The organism is Pseudomonas palmensis (genome assembly GCF_017848315.1).
Taxonomy (GTDB): Bacteria; Pseudomonadota; Gammaproteobacteria; order Pseudomonadales; family Pseudomonadaceae; genus Aquipseudomonas; species Aquipseudomonas palmensis.
Genome location: NZ_JAFKEC010000047.1, coordinates 1 through 13,521, shown reverse-complemented (window position 1 = coordinate 13,521; position 13,521 = coordinate 1). Strand labels below are relative to the sequence as shown.

Here is a 13,521-nt window from a genome sequence, read left to right as displayed (position 1 = left end):
TGCTCGGCTGAACCGTTTCATTCACCATGGAAAAGAGGTATTGCGTCATGGATCGTCTGGACTCGCTGTTTCCCGCTGCCACGGATATCCCCGAGGCCTATCGCCTGGGCGACCCGCTCGAGCAGCGCGACTACCTGGTGGATGGGCAACTGCACCGCTGGGAAGGCCCGCTGGCCACGGTGCGCAGCCCGGTGTGGCTCAAGACCGACGACGGTGAGCAGCAGGTGATACTCGGCAGCGCCCCGCTGCTGGACGCCGATACCGCCCTCACCGCCCTGGACGCCGCCGTGCGTGCCTACGACAAGGGCCGCGGCGTGTGGCCGAACATGCGCGTGGCCGAGCGCATCCAGCATGTCGAGGCGTTCCTGGCCCGCATGCGCGAGCAGCGCGCGGTGGTGGTCAAGTGGCTGATGTGGGAAATCGGCAAGAACCTCAAGGACTCCGAGAAGGAGTTCGACCGCACCTGCGACTACATCGTCGAGACCATCGGCGCCCTCAAGGAACTCGACCGGCGCTCCAGTCGCTTCGAACTGGAGCAGGACACCCTCGGCCAGATCCGTCGCGCGCCCCTGGGCGTGGCGCTGTGCATGGGCCCCTACAACTACCCGCTCAACGAGACCTTCACCACCTTGATCCCGGCGCTGATCATGGGCAACACCGTGGTGTTCAAGCCGGCCAAGTTCGGCGTGCTGCTGATTCGCCCGTTGCTGGAGGCGTTTCGCGACAGCTTCCCGGCCGGGGTGATCAATGTCATCTACGGGCGTGGCCGCGAGACCGTCAGCGCGCTGATGGCCAGCGGCAAGGTCGACGTGTTCGCCTTCATCGGCACCAACAAGGCCGCCAGCGACCTGAAGAAGCTTCACCCGCGCCCGCACCGCCTGCGCGCCGCGCTGGGGCTGGACGCCAAGAACCCGGGCATCGTGCTGCCCGAGGTCGACCTGGACAACGCGGTCAACGAGGCGGTCACCGGCGCCCTCTCGTTCAACGGCCAGCGCTGCACGGCGCTGAAGATCCTGTTCGTGCACGAGCAGGTGGTGGACGCCTTTCTCGACAAGTTCCAGCGCAAGCTGGCCGACCTCAAGCCCGGCATGCCATGGGACCCGGGCGTCAGCCTGACCCCGTTGCCCGAAGCAGGCAAGGTCGACTACCTGGGCGGCCTGTTAACCGATGCAGTAGGCCACGGTGCCAAGGTGATCAACCAGGGCGGCGGCCAGAGCCGCGGTTCGTTCTTCTACCCGGCGCTGCTGTACCCGGTGAACCCACAGATGCGCGTGTACCACGAAGAGCAGTTCGGGCCGGTGATCCCGGTGGTGCCCTACCGCGACCTGCAGACAGTGATCGACTACGTGCTGGATTCGGATTTCGGTCAGCAGTTGAGCATTTTCGGCACCGATTCGGCCACCGTGGGCCGGCTGGTCGACACCTTCGCCAACCAGGTCGGGCGCATCAACCTCAACGCCCAGTGCCAGCGCGGGCCGGACACCTACCCCTTCAACGGGCGCAAGAACTCGGCCGAAGGAACCCTGTCGGTGCATGACGCATTGCGCGTGTTCTCGATCCGCACCCTGGTGGCCACCAAGTTCCAGGAGGCCAACAAGCAGCTGATCAGCCAGATCATCCGCAACCGCGAGTCGAGTTTCCTGACGACTGACTACATCTTCTGATTGCGTGGTGGGCAAAACGGTACAAGCATAGGGTTCGCGTCGGCTTGAACAGCTTCGCCGGCAAGGCCGGCTCCTACAGAGTTTCGGGCAGGAGCCGGCCTTGCCGGCCAAGAGGCCGGCACCCACAACCCGATTCTGCGTACCAATGGAGGAAAAAATGGCCACCCAACCCATCCCCGACGGTCAGCACAGCATCACCCCCTACCTGGGCATCAAGGACGCTGCCAGGGCCATCGACTTCTACAAGGCCGCCTTTGGCGCCACCGAAATGTTCCGCCTCGACGCCCCCGATGGCCGTATCGGCCATGCCGAGCTGAAAATCGGCGATTCCTCGCTGATGCTGGCCGACCCCTGCGACCAGGCCGGCGGGCTCACCAGCAGCCAATCCCTGCAGGGCAGCGCCATCGGCCTGCACCTGTACGTCGAAGATGTCGACGCTACCTTCGCCCAGGCGCTGAAGGCCGGCGCCACCCAGGTCAACGCCGTGCAGAACCAGTTCTACGGCGACCGCAGCGGCACCCTCAAGGACCCTTTCGGCAACCTCTGGTTCGTCGCCACCCACGTCGAAGACGTGTCGGTCGAGGAAATCCGCGCCCGCGCGGCAAAAATGTTCAGCCCGCAATGAACGTCACCTGCACGCGGCGATGGTCGCGTGCAGGGCTTTGAATTAAGGTGGCAGGCACAGGAAGGCTGGCCAGGATCGTCCATGCGAATCATCGAGAAAAACGCCGCGCTGGTGCGCACCCTTACCCCCGCCGAAGAGGAACTGCTGCGCGGGTTCGTGCTGGGCGCCCTGGAGGGCCCGCGGCTGCTGCAGGCCAACCAGCTGCTGATGAAGGTACGCGCCGCCGGGCAGTGGCTGGCCTGTGACTGCCAGCCCAAAAGCATGCCGGTACTCAACGTCAACCTCAACGGCAGCACCGGCACGTTGTTTCTCAAGAACAACCCCGGCACCGCCGAACATGCGCCGGGCTGTGCCTTCACCAAGGACGAACGCGACACCGACGCCAGCCACAACGAGGCCGACACCCCGCCGGCGGCCTGGCTGGCACCGGACGCGCCGTTGCGCCTGATCGGCGATTTCCAGCGTGCCGCTGCCGGCAGCGGCGAAGGCAGCGGCAGCGGCGACAGGCGCGAACAGCATCGCCTGCTCTCGCTGCTGCTGACCCTGATCGAAGCCAGCGGCCTGAACGTCTACGCCACCCACCTCAAAAAGGACCTGACTGCCCAGTTCGCCGAGCTGCGCAGCGTCGCCACCCGCTACCCGCTGATCGACCGCGTGCCCGCCAGCAACTACCTGGAAACCCGCCTGGACATGAAGCACATGATGATGCTCAAGGCACGTCTGCGCGACGCCACGGTGTTCGGCACACATCGGCGCCATGGCCTGCTGCTGGACTGCGTCAGCCAGATCAAGGCGCGCAAGGTGCTCACCGAGCGCAGCGAAGACGGGTTCGACTTCCAGGGCCACCACCTGCTGTGGGGCGGTAGCCGCACCCCCGGCCCACTGCTGGCGCTGGCCATCTATTCCCCCGCCACCGCCGGCAGCCACTTCTACGAGCTGATCCATGTGGCCAGCGTGCCGGTGCTGTCGCGCGCTCACCTGTTCCCGGTGTACCGCGACGAAGAGCGCGAACCGCTGAAGATGCTCGTCTCGCTGATCGACTGGATGGCCGGCAAGGGTGTGAAGGTGGTGATGCGCCGGCCGGTGATCGGCGGTCGGGTGATGGACGAACTGGTGCTCAGCTCCGACCAGGACAGGGTGCTGTCCGTGTCGCTGACCGAACAGCCGCTGGGCCCGGAGCCCGAAACGGAAAACTTCAGGCGCTTTGCCGATTTCAAAGGCCTGGACACCTTCCGCAAGTACGTGGCGGGCTTCTTCATGCGGGGTCGCGACTAGACCGTCCGTCGCTCACGCCGCACCCTCGGCGCATGACGACGGACCAATGTCAGGTAGCCCACATGAAAGGAGTTCGACCATGACCCGCACCCCGATCACCGCTCTGCTGTTCGCCGCGCTGCTGGGCGCCCAGGCCACCGTGGCCCTGGCCGCAGGTACCGGCCCGACCAACCCCGCCCCCGGCAACGGCGTGCCCAACTCCACCCTTCCTGGGGCCGGGGTGGATGTGCCGGCGCCGCCCAACGAGCCGTCGATGCCCAGCGGCACCGACCCACGTACCCAGGGCAACGACGACGGCCGCCAGGGCGGCATGAACACCGATGACACCCGTGGGCAGATGCCCGAGGGCACCGGTTCCGAGAGAAATGGCCACGAAGGCTCCGAAAGCAACAACAGCGGCGGTGTCAGCGGCCCGGCTGGCAGCTGACCGCTGCGCCCGCAAGCTGGCTCCTACCGGCGATACACACCCTGTAGGAGCCGGCCTTGCCGGCGAAGGCCCAAGCACTGCAACCGCTTGAGTGCCGCCCCTGCTGCCCCTATCATCCCCAGCCTCTTCCACCTGGGGCTCCCCGTGTCTGACCCTCGCCTGAAACGCCTTGGCGCTTGCCTGCTGGCAATCCTTGGCAGCGCCTACCTGGCGCAGAACATCGTGCCGTGGCGCCAATTGATGGCCGATGAACGCACCGGGCCGACCCAGACACGCCTGCTGCAATTGAGCGATGGCAGCCAGCTTGCGCTCAACCACGCCACCCATGTGGACATCCGCTTCACCGCGCAGCAACGACGCCTGGTGCTGCACGACGGCGAAGTGCTGGTGCAGGCCAGCAGCGACCCGCGCCCGCTGATCGTCGAAACCCCGAGCGGTGAAGTCCGCGCACAGTCCGGGACGTTCAGTGTCGATCATCTGCACAGGGGCTCCCAGGTCAACGCCTACGCGGCTGACGTACAGGTTCTGCCACGGCTGGGCACCCCCAGCCTGCTGCCCAGCGGCAGCGGGCTGTGGTTGCGCCGTGCCGGCAGCAGCTGGCAATGGCCAGCCCGGCCCAGCCGAATCAACACCCGGGCCTGGCCCGCCGGCAGCTAGCAGTCGAAGCGGTCCACCGCGCGGCGCCGCTCGTTGTCGTCGCGCATGTCGTAGTTGGCCGTGGTCTGGATGTTGCTGTGATGCGCCAGCTTCTGCGCTATCGACAGGTCGTGCTCCTCGATCACCCGGGTGATGAACGAACGGCGAAAATCGTGGGGCATGATCTTCACGCCCACCTGGGTACCGCGTTGGCGGGCGATGTAGTAGATCGCGTGCTTGGTGATGCGCTCGCGGGTGATATGGCTGCCGCGGCGGATGCGGTTGAACAGGAAGGTATCGTCGGCCTGGCCCTCGGGCAGCTGCGAGCGGCGAAACTCCAGCCAGGCATTGAGCTTGTCGAAGGCCCACACCGGGGCGTACTTGATCAGCTGCTTGTTGCCCTTGCCCAGCACCTGCAGGCTGCGCTCGGCAAAGTCGATCTGCCTGAGGTCGAGGTTGACCGACTCGCTCTTGCGCATGCCGGTGCCGTACAGCAAGGCGATCACCGCCGCGTCGCGCAGCCCCTGCGGGCGCGGGTCGGCAGCGCAGGCCTCCATCAGTTCGCGGATCAGCGTGCGCTTGAGGTTGCGCCCCACCGGCAGGCGCGTGCCCTGGGCGGCCTTGACCGTGCGCATGCGCAGCAGCTGGTCCTGGCTGATCAGGCCCAGGCGCCAGGCCTCGTTCATCACCCCGCGAATCGCGTTGACGTACAGCGACGTGGTGTTGGGCGCATAGCCGTCGGCGCGCAACGCCGCCACCAGCGCAGTGACATGCCCCGGTTCGAGCAAGTGCCAGGGCACCTCCTTGATGTCGATGTCCTCGAAGTCCAGACGGTCGGCGGCGTCCTGCAGGATGTACTTCATGGTCAACTGGCTCGACGGGGCCAGTCGGGCGAGGTATTGCAGCAGGGGGTTGTGGAGCGATGCGTGCAGTGAATCAGGCAAACCGTGGGGTTCCTCTAGCGCAGTAGGGCAAATTCAGCCGGGGATGATACCCCTAGTCCACCAGGTAAAGCTTGATGGTTTCCCGGGTCAGCGAGATCACCTCGTGGGTGTAGCCCTCGGCATCGCTGGTGCCGTATTCCAGATACCCGTCCTTGCGCTGGATCACGTAGGCCACGCGTGGCAGCGGCCTGCCGGTTTCGCTGTCGGTGATGGGCAGGCGTGCACTGTAGAGCGGCGCCTCGACCTGCCTGGCGAAGGGTGCCAGCGGCGTGGCGTCGTCCAGCGTCGGCGCGGCCCACACAAAGGGTGGTATGTACGGGCTGTAGTCGTGCTTGTTCACTTCGGCCAGCAGCACCGAAACCGGGATGCGCATCACCAGTGAAAAGTACGCGTGATACGGGAACGCGGTGATGTACAGCTTGCACGGGATTGTGGTTCTGTTCTCGAGCAGGCGCTGGATGGTTTCGCGGGTCAGTTCAGTGCTGCTGGAGCGGCTCGGCAGGGTCTTGTCGAAGCTCATCTGCGCCAGGTAGTTGAAACTGCCATCGGGCGCGCGGCTTTCGAACTCGGGCGAGCCGGACAGGTTGTAGGTGATCACGTGCTCGAGGTCGAAGTTCTCGTCGCCGTCCAGCGCGCACACCAGCCGCTCGCTGATCTGGCCATTGCCGGTGTGGCGTTCGAACAGGCTGAGCAGGTCTTCGTCGGCCTGAAAACGCAGGTCGTAGCGGTACGGGTTGTCGCTGAACGACACAAAGCGCAGGGGCAACGGGTCGATGCCGTGGTCCTTGACGCAGCCACTGCTCAACAGTGCACCGGCGGCCAGCGTGAAGCCGAGGGCGAAGCGGTGAAACACAGGCATGCACCCTTCTTCCATGAGTGTGGCGGGCGCGCAGGATGCCCTAGCAGGCACTCTGCGGCAAGTGTCACGGCGCTTTGTGCGATGCCTCGTGAACCGCTGGCGCAGCGTGACCAACTGGTGTATCAAGGCGCCCTCCCGCCCCATGGATGACACATGCGCCTGCTTCCACTGATCGTACTTGGCCTGCTGGCTGCCCAGCTCAGTGCCTGTTCACTGTTCATCCCGCGCGCCAAGGCCACGGTCGAACCGATTTCCCTGCAAAAGCAGCTCGACAGCAACCACAGTGTGTACACCCTGACCTTCGCGGCAGATGTGGATGTGCTCGACGCCTTCCGGGGCAAGACCAGCCAGTTGGGCACGCGCATCGAATGCTCGATCACCGAGGATGAGAACCTCGCCTATGACCACCGCATGACGTATTCGCTGATCGGTGAGATCGAACGCGATGACCGACCGCCCCGTGATGGCCTGTTCACCTCGAAACTGAGCTTTCAGAAAAAAGACCAGTACCGCGACCTGAGCGACGCAGCGGCCCTCGACATGCTGGCAAGAAAGCCGGTACTGCCATGCACCATGAAGGCGTCCGGCTTCTTTGTGGGCTACTACTATTCGAAGCCGTTCACCTTGCAGGCCAGCGACCTGATCCGACTGATCAAGGGGCCGGTGCCTTCGCAGCGCCTATTTCTCAAACACTACTGAAGAACGTGCGGCGCCCTTGAAAACAGGTGCTTGACCTCAACCTAACTTGAGGTTTTACCCTTGCGCCTCCCTTGAGTGGAGTCGCCCCATGAGCACCAGCCAACCCGCCGTATTTGTGTTGTCCAACCCCGAAGGCCTGTACGACCCCAGCGCCAATGCCTATTCACACGTGGCCGAGGTCAGCACCGCCGCCAAGCTGCTGTACATCGCCGGCCAGGGGGGTGAAGACCCTGCCGGTACGCTGTCGCCCGACTTTGCCGAACAGGCGAGCCAGGCACTGCTCAACCTGCGCACCGCGCTGGAATCAAGAGGTGCGAGCCTGGCCGATGTATTCAAGCTGACCCTGCTGATCGTGGACCATAGCGAAGCCAGGCTGGCGCTGTGGGTGGCGGCTGCGAACGCCGCCTGGGGCCAGCTCAGCAAACCGACCTGCACCCTGATACCCGTGCCGCGCCTGGCACTGGACGGCATGCAGATCGAAGTCGATGCCGTGGCGGCCCTGCCCGCCACGAGCTGATGGCCCCTAGCGCAGCGTGCACTGCGTCTGCACGATCGAGCGGTTGATGCGGTCCAGCTCGCTCTCGGCAACAACCCTGTTGTGGACGTTGAAGGCCATTTCATAGGCCTGGTTGGCAAACGCGGTGCAGTTGGGCCGCTCGAGAATCACCGCATCCATGCGCAACGCGTAGATGACCAGGGCGTCCGCCGACTGACCGGCGCGTTCGCGGTAGGCATAGCGTTGCTGGCGGGCCTGCTCGAAGTTGGCCTGCACTGCCTTTTCATAGTTGGCCTTTTGCGTGCGCTGCACAGTGGCCACCGGCACAGTGAGCAATTGATACACCGCCTGCTCGTAGGTCTTGGGGAAGCGGACTTCGTTGGTTTCGTGCAGCAACGTCTGGTTCATCACGTACAAGGTGGTGGTCGGACAGTAGTCGAAGCGCCCGCAGTCCTTGCTTGCGTTGGCTTGCAGGGCATCTGGCTGAAACCGCTGCGCCGACCAGCCCAGGGCCAGGTTGTACTGCTTGAGCGCCGTGTAATCGGCCTTCAACGCCTTGTTGAACGCCGCGAAGCACGCCGTGGTCTGCGCCGTCTGCGCATCGCCACAGCCTTTCACGCCAGAGATGTCGTCCAGCGAGTCGCCGCTGTAGTCGAGGGTCAGCGCTGGCCGTGCAGGCGTTGTCGACACCGCCACACCCTGGGTCTTGAGTGCACTGTAGCGGGCCGTCATTGCTTGCAACCTGGCACCGTCGGCTTTCTGCACGGCGGCGATTTCCAGCAGTTGCTTGACCGCGTCGAGGTCCTGGGGCTTGAGGTCCTTGTTGCCGGTCAGTGCCTCCAGCAGGTCCAGCGTGGCATTGGCATCACCGGCCTCGGAGTCCATGCGCAGCGCGCTCAAGGTCGACGCATAGCGGCTCTGTGGCACGAACTCGCCAAGGTTCATTTCTTCAAGGCTTGCGTACTTGAGCGGCTGTGCAATCTGCTGGCTCATGTCCTGGGCACACGCCAGCGAGGCGTACAGCAGGGTGATGGCAAGGGTAAGGCTGGTCTTCATGGACGTCCTGACAAGGCAACGCCACCGCAATGGTCGCGGTGGCCCACACCTGCATCGGCACGGCTGGCGCTTCCTTTAACTCAGTACACGGCCCCCACCGGGTACACGAATGCATTCACGTCATAGAAGGGCGTGCGCTGGTAAAACCAGTGCAGGCGCGCACTCGGGCTGTCGGCGAACGCCTTGTCGTTCTTGAGGCGGGCTTCGAACTCGGCCTTGAGTGCCGGGCTCGCGGCCAGCATCTTGCGCGCCATCGGCTCCATCACGTATTCCTCTGGCTCCTCCGCCGCCACCAGGGTCGCGTTGAAGAAACCCCAGGCCCAGAACGAGTCGGGGCTTTGCGGGTGCAACAGGTTGATCGCCAGCACGCCCAGCGGCTGGTCGACGTCGATCAGCACCGAACCCGCCGCAAAGGTCTGCATACGCTCCAGCGGGTTGGCCACGCCACTGACCAGCAGATGCCCTTCATAGCCCGGAATCTCGTTGGCTGCCGCACGGTCCGGCTCGAAGCCACCGGCCACCTTCACCTCATCCATGCGGTACAGCGTCACCGCCATCGCCGTGGGCTGCTCGAGGGTGCGCATGCGGATGCCATGCGCCTTGAGCCGCGCGATCACCTCGGCCCACTGCGCCGGCACCACGTACTGGCGTGGGCGCTTGACCACCAGGTCGGGCTCGGTGTTGCCAGTGACCGGCACCGTCAGCGGCTTGGGCACGTTGCTCCACACGATCGTCCTGGCACCGGTGATCGGCGACTGTTCGTAGCGGTAGTCGCCCACCTTGAAGTCCATCTGCTCCTCCTTGCCCGGCTTCCAGGTCAGCACCACCTCGCGCTGGGCCGCGAGCCGGGCACGGTCACTGGCAATGGCCTGCTGCAGCGAAGCGGCCTGCTCGCCGAGCACCTGGAACATCGTCTTGAGCATCACGTAGTTGCCCAGCACCTGGGTCTGGTACGGGTGCAGTGCATGCTGCTCGATCAGAATCGACGGCACGTTGCGGATATCGCCGTACTGGTTGGAGAAGCGCGCCAGGTCGGTGCGGTACGGGTAGTAGCCCTGGGTCGGGTCCTGGTTGTCGTTCATGCTGATGCACTCGTGCACCACATGCCCCTCGCCCTCCAGCGCCTGGTACACCGGCGCACGCATCACCGTGTCCATCCACGCGCTGCTGGCCGGCGACCAGCCATTGCCGTTATGGCAATACGAGCTGTCGTAGGGGTACATCGCGCCATCGGTGGAGTGGGTGTCGGCGAAGAAGCTCAGCTCGTAGGTGTTGAACACCCAGGCCACGTTGCGGATCTCGGCGCTGTCGAGCTTGGTGAAATCGCGGTTCAGGTTGAGGTTGCGCCCGTTCACGCGCCAGCCACTCTGGCGGGGGCCGTTCTGGTTGATTCGGCCATAGGCGCTGCGACGGATATCGCCGTCCACGTTGACACTGGGGATGAACAGGATGTTGACCTTCTGCAGCAGGCCGGCCAGCGGCTTGCTGCCGGTGGTCATGTCGCGCAGCAGCATGAACATCGCGTCCTTGCCGTTGGACTCGCCGGGGTGGATACCGGCCTCGATAAAGAGCGTCGGCTTGCCGGAACGCTTGAGCGCGGCGGGTGACTTGTCGGCCTCCAGCGAGGCCACCACCAGCAGCATCGGGTGGCCCTCGGCGCTTTTCTCCGGCAGCTCGCTGAGCACGATGGCGCCATTGGCGGCGGATGCCAGTTGCTGAAGGTGATCGCGGGTTTGCGCGTAGGTGCTGGTGTCGGCAAAGCCGGTGGCTTCGGCCACGGTGGTCAGGGGATTGCCGGCGGGCGCGATATAGCGGGTACTGGTGAGGGTCTGCTCGAACATTGCCGGCAGAACGCGTTGCTTGGCGGCCTCGGGGTAGCCGCTGTCATCGATATAGGCCGGGGCGCCGGGCAAGGCCGCAAGGGCGGGCAGGCTGCCGAGCAGCAGCAAGGTGGCCAGCAGGGGCTGCGGGTGCAGGTCGTTCATGATGGGTCCTTATCATGCGTAAGCAGGCAACCTTAGCTGATAAGGGGCAATGTCACCGCGATGGGATGCCGGCGAAGCGCCGCGCGAGCGGCGCTCGGTGCCGGGAGCGCCGTTGCGCCACGCCGTTCTACCGCGCCGCCAACCCCATCTGCCAGAAATCCGCCTCCAGCCGCGACGCCTGGGCAAAGATCGCCACCAGCTCGGTGAAGCGCTGCTCGGTCATGCTGCGCGCCGCCAGTTCGTCCAGGTGCAGGCGCGCTGCAGCAGCCACGCCCTGATACCCCTCCCCGGCATACTCGCCAATCCACTCGCGGTACGGATGATCACCCAGCGCCGCCACCCCGTCGGGGCTCAGCGCCCGGCCGATCTCGGCGTAGCCGATCACACAGGGCGACAGCGCCACATGCAGGTCCAGCAAGTCGCCCGCCGCGCCGCAATCGAGCACGAAGCGCGTATAGGCCACGGTGGCCTGGTGCTCCGGCGCGGCCTCGATGTCAGCCTTGGACAAGCCCCAGCGCGCGCACAGGCGTACATGCAGGTCGGTCTCGTCCAGAATCGCCGCAAGCCCCGCCTGGGCGGCACGGATGTCCGAAGGCCGGCGGCTCTTGTACGCGGCCAGCGCCCAGGCCCGCGCGAACTGGATCAGGAACAGGTAATCCTGCACCAGGTAGGTACGAAACGCCGTTTCGGGCAAGCTGCCCTGGCCCATCTGGCGCACGAAGCTGTGGTCCACGTAACTGGCCCACTCGGTCGGTGCAGCAGCTTTCAAACGGTCGAAAATATCCATCCTTCACTCCCCCTGTGGGTACACGGCATCGAAAAACTCAAGCTCCAGCGCCACGGCACGCAAGAAGAAATCGGTGCTCAGCGCCTCTTCCTGGGGGCCCACACGGTCGAGTTCGGCACCCAGGAACGCAACGAAGTCGGCGAAGGCCGGGTTGTCGTGCAAGGTGATCCACTCGGCGTGCACGAAGTTGTCCGGCAGCGGCCTGGGCGCCTTGAGCGCCCAGTCCAGGTACAGGCCCTCGGCCACGTTGAGCACCGCCAGCACCGCCGCATAGGATCGGGTGGCCGCCGCCTGGCGCATGATCGCCTTGAAGCCGGCCGTGGGCTGTGTGTCGGCCGGCGCGGTGCGTTGCGCCTCGCTCACGCCCAGTGCCTCAAAGGCGCGCAGGAAATAGGTGTTTTCATCGCTGGCGATCATGCCGGCGAAACGCGCCAGGCGCAGGCGCGCATCGAAGGTGTCGGCGGTGGCAATGGCCGCGCCGAGCAGGGTCAGGAAGCTGTCGATGAAGCGATGGTCCTGCACCAGGTAACGCACCATCACCGGGTCCGGCAGGCTGCCGTCGCACAGCTGGGTGACGAAACGGTGGCCGACGGCGGCCGACCAGGTGGGTTCGCTTTGTTTGCGCAGGTGTTCGGTGAAACGTGGGGCAGTCATGTAGCGGCCTCGCAGTGAGACCGGCAAAGAAGGCAGGCGCTAGATCCCATCCCTTCGCCGGCATGATCCGGATCAGGTTCGAAGGGTCACCGCGCTGCAGATGCCAGCGGTTTCTCAGCCCGTTGCCGGGGCTCCCCTTGGTGCGCACACTGTATACAACCGTGGGCTTGAAGTGTCCAGCCTGGCCGCTTCGCCGGCAAGGCCGGCTCCTACAGTCAGCGCAGGGCCCGTAGGAGCCGGCGTTGCCGGCGAAGCCTTCAACCCAGACGCGGCCTGAGCATGCCCCGCTCGACAATGAACCCGATCACCGCCTGCAAGCCCTGCCCCGTCTTCAGGTTGCTGAACGTCCACGGCCGCTCGGGCCGCATGCGCCGGGTGTCCTTTTCCATCACCTCCAGCGACGCGCCCACATAGGGCGCCAGGTCGATCTTGTTGATCACCAGAAAATCCGACTTGGTGATCCCCGGCCCGCCCTTGCGCGGGATCTTCTCGCCCTCGGCCACGTCGATCACGTAGATCGTCAGGTCGGCCAGCTCCGGGCTGAAGGTGGCACTCAGGTTGTCACCGCCACTCTCGACGAAGATCACTTCCAGGTTGCCGAACTTGCGCGCCAGATCCTCCACCGCCGCCAGGTTCATCGAGGCATCTTCACGGATCGCGGTATGCGGGCAGCCGCCGGTCTCCACGCCGACGATGCGCTCGGGTTCGAGCGCGCCGGCTTCGGTAAGGATGCGCTGGTCTTCCTTGGTGTAGATGTCGTTGGTGACCACGGCGATCTGGTAGTCATCGCGCATGGCCTTGCACAGCGCTTCGAGCAGCGCGGTCTTGCCGGAGCCGACCGGGCCGCCGACACCGACGCGCAGGGGTTGCTGGTAGCTTTGCATGGCAGTTTCCTCAGGATCGGAACAATCGGGTGTATTGGGTTTCATGGCGGGCAGAGGCAATCGCCAGCAACGGCAGGCCGCCGCCCAGGTGTTCATCAGGTACGTCCAGCGCCCACTCCAGTACCGCAGGCAGCTCCTCGCACAACTCGCGCAGCAGGGTCTGGGCTGCCTGCTGACCGAACGGCACCAGCTTGACCCCGGCCATCACCGCCCCTTCCAGCCAGGCAAAGCCATGCCCCAGGGCCAGCTCACGCAGCGGGATCTGCCAGTGCACGGCCAGCCAGGCCATGCCGCCCAGCTGGCTCAGCTCGACGCTGCTGCGCCAGGCCGGCGCCTGACACAGCTGCCAGCCATCGAGCAGGCGCGCCAGGGCCTTGCCACGCTGGCGTTCCTCCAGGCGCAGCTCGGCGGTTTCGCGGTTGGCCAGCAAAAAGCTGCTCCAGTGGGCGAACGCATCGGCATCTTGCGCGCGGCACGCGCTGTACAGCCGTTGCAGCAGCGGCCAGTCGAGGTGGCCGAGGGTGTCGTGC

15 protein-coding genes and 1 riboswitch are annotated in these 13,521 nt (G+C 65.3%); of the genes, 7 read left to right on the top strand and 8 right to left on the bottom strand.

Features of this window, described 5'->3' with window-relative positions; translation table 11 throughout:
- Window positions 1-47 precede the first annotated feature (47 nt).
- From JZZ72_RS20860 to JZZ72_RS20840, 5 genes are all read left to right on the top strand, one after another.
- Window positions 48-1,664 carry an NADP-dependent glyceraldehyde-3-phosphate dehydrogenase gene (locus JZZ72_RS20860; protein ID WP_210015078.1) on the top strand — a complete coding sequence of 539 codons (1,617 nt, stop codon included), beginning with the start codon at window positions 48-50 and terminating at the stop codon, window positions 1,662-1,664.
- A gap of 157 nt (window positions 1,665-1,821) precedes the next feature.
- Window positions 1,822-2,289, top strand: coding sequence for a VOC family protein (locus JZZ72_RS20855; RefSeq protein ID WP_043860593.1), 468 nt, complete (start codon window positions 1,822-1,824; stop codon window positions 2,287-2,289).
- Between the two features lie 81 nt (window positions 2,290-2,370).
- Window positions 2,371-3,564, top strand: a complete 1,194-nt coding sequence (locus tag JZZ72_RS20850; protein ID WP_210015077.1) for a hypothetical protein — start codon at window positions 2,371-2,373, stop codon at window positions 3,562-3,564.
- A gap of 79 nt (window positions 3,565-3,643) precedes the next feature.
- On the top strand, window positions 3,644-3,991 hold the full coding sequence (locus tag JZZ72_RS20845) for a hypothetical protein (RefSeq protein ID WP_210015076.1): 348 nt from the start codon (window positions 3,644-3,646) through the stop codon (window positions 3,989-3,991).
- A gap of 144 nt (window positions 3,992-4,135) precedes the next feature.
- A complete protein-coding gene (locus JZZ72_RS20840; RefSeq protein ID WP_210015075.1) occupies window positions 4,136-4,648 on the top strand; it encodes a FecR family protein in 513 nt (170 codons plus the stop codon).
- On the opposite strand, the gene JZZ72_RS20835 is transcribed toward JZZ72_RS20840, so the two are convergent.
- Both JZZ72_RS20835 and JZZ72_RS20830 read right to left on the bottom strand, forming a co-directional pair.
- Entirely contained in the window at window positions 4,645-5,490 is an 846-nt protein-coding gene (locus tag JZZ72_RS20835) for a site-specific integrase (protein WP_235593661.1), read from the bottom strand. The genes JZZ72_RS20840 and JZZ72_RS20835 overlap by 4 nt on opposite strands.
- Window positions 5,491-5,623: 133 nt before the next feature.
- Window positions 5,624-6,430: a hypothetical protein gene (locus JZZ72_RS20830; protein WP_043860589.1), complete on the bottom strand. Its 807-nt coding sequence runs from the start codon at window positions 6,428-6,430 to the stop codon at window positions 5,624-5,626.
- Window positions 6,431-6,583: 153 nt separating this feature from the next.
- On the opposite strand from JZZ72_RS20830, the gene JZZ72_RS20825 reads away from it, so the two are divergent.
- Window positions 6,584-7,129 (top strand): hypothetical protein, encoded by a 546-nt coding sequence (locus JZZ72_RS20825; RefSeq protein ID WP_043860588.1) that lies wholly within the window; start codon window positions 6,584-6,586, stop codon window positions 7,127-7,129.
- Between the two features lie 88 nt (window positions 7,130-7,217).
- Complete coding sequence (locus tag JZZ72_RS20820; RefSeq protein WP_210015074.1) at window positions 7,218-7,646, top strand: RidA family protein; 429 nt, start codon at window positions 7,218-7,220, stop codon at window positions 7,644-7,646.
- Window positions 7,647-7,652: 6 nt separating this feature from the next.
- On the opposite strand, the gene JZZ72_RS20815 is transcribed toward JZZ72_RS20820, so the two are convergent.
- From JZZ72_RS20815 to JZZ72_RS20790, 6 genes are all read right to left on the bottom strand, one after another.
- On the bottom strand, window positions 7,653-8,681 hold the full coding sequence (locus JZZ72_RS20815) for a hypothetical protein (protein WP_210015073.1): 1,029 nt from the start codon (window positions 8,679-8,681) through the stop codon (window positions 7,653-7,655).
- A gap of 80 nt (window positions 8,682-8,761) precedes the next feature.
- The gene (locus JZZ72_RS20810) at window positions 8,762-10,666 is read right to left on the bottom strand and encodes a M14 family metallopeptidase (RefSeq protein ID WP_210015072.1); all 1,905 of its coding nucleotides are present in this window, start codon (window positions 10,664-10,666) and stop codon (window positions 8,762-8,764) included.
- A 127-nt stretch (window positions 10,667-10,793) separates the two neighbouring features.
- Window positions 10,794-11,453 (bottom strand): TenA family protein, encoded by a 660-nt coding sequence (locus JZZ72_RS20805; protein WP_043860584.1) that lies wholly within the window; start codon window positions 11,451-11,453, stop codon window positions 10,794-10,796.
- Window positions 11,454-11,456: 3 nt separating this feature from the next.
- Window positions 11,457-12,107: a TenA family protein gene (locus JZZ72_RS20800; RefSeq protein ID WP_054914446.1), complete on the bottom strand. Its 651-nt coding sequence runs from the start codon at window positions 12,105-12,107 to the stop codon at window positions 11,457-11,459.
- Window positions 12,108-12,139: 32 nt separating this feature from the next.
- Window positions 12,140-12,255, bottom strand: a riboswitch (TPP riboswitch).
- Window positions 12,256-12,364: 109 nt separating this feature from the next.
- A complete protein-coding gene (gene ureG / locus JZZ72_RS20795; RefSeq protein WP_058540236.1) occupies window positions 12,365-12,991 on the bottom strand; it encodes an urease accessory protein UreG in 627 nt (208 codons plus the stop codon).
- 10 nt (window positions 12,992-13,001) lie between these two features.
- On the bottom strand, window positions 13,002-13,521 hold a 520-nt coding region (locus JZZ72_RS20790; RefSeq protein ID WP_210015071.1), incomplete at its 5' end, for an urease accessory protein UreF.

Excerpts from the sequence above, each read along its gene's own strand:
- JZZ72_RS20845 (WP_210015076.1), top strand. The coding sequence starts at position 3,644 with ATGACCCGCACCCCGATCACCGCTCTGCTGTTCGCCGCGCTGCTGGGC.
- JZZ72_RS20860 (WP_210015078.1), top strand. The coding sequence starts at position 48 with ATGGATCGTCTGGACTCGCTGTTTCCCGCTGCCACGGATATCCCCGAG.
- JZZ72_RS20820 (WP_210015074.1), top strand. The coding sequence starts at position 7,218 with ATGAGCACCAGCCAACCCGCCGTATTTGTGTTGTCCAACCCCGAAGGC.
- ureG (WP_058540236.1), bottom strand. The coding sequence starts at position 12,991 with ATGCAAAGCTACCAGCAACCCCTGCGCGTCGGTGTCGGCGGCCCGGTC.
- JZZ72_RS20830 (WP_043860589.1), bottom strand. The coding sequence starts at position 6,430 with ATGCCTGTGTTTCACCGCTTCGCCCTCGGCTTCACGCTGGCCGCCGGT.
- JZZ72_RS20835 (WP_235593661.1), bottom strand. The coding sequence starts at position 5,490 with ATGAAGTACATCCTGCAGGACGCCGCCGACCGTCTGGACTTCGAGGAC.
- JZZ72_RS20850 (WP_210015077.1), top strand. The coding sequence starts at position 2,371 with ATGCGAATCATCGAGAAAAACGCCGCGCTGGTGCGCACCCTTACCCCC.
- JZZ72_RS20800 (WP_054914446.1), bottom strand. The coding sequence starts at position 12,107 with ATGACTGCCCCACGTTTCACCGAACACCTGCGCAAACAAAGCGAACCC.
- JZZ72_RS20855 (WP_043860593.1), top strand. The coding sequence starts at position 1,822 with ATGGCCACCCAACCCATCCCCGACGGTCAGCACAGCATCACCCCCTAC.
- JZZ72_RS20825 (WP_043860588.1), top strand. The coding sequence starts at position 6,584 with ATGCGCCTGCTTCCACTGATCGTACTTGGCCTGCTGGCTGCCCAGCTC.
- JZZ72_RS20815 (WP_210015073.1), bottom strand. The coding sequence starts at position 8,681 with ATGAAGACCAGCCTTACCCTTGCCATCACCCTGCTGTACGCCTCGCTG.
- JZZ72_RS20810 (WP_210015072.1), bottom strand. The coding sequence starts at position 10,666 with ATGAACGACCTGCACCCGCAGCCCCTGCTGGCCACCTTGCTGCTGCTC.
- JZZ72_RS20805 (WP_043860584.1), bottom strand. The coding sequence starts at position 11,453 with ATGGATATTTTCGACCGTTTGAAAGCTGCTGCACCGACCGAGTGGGCC.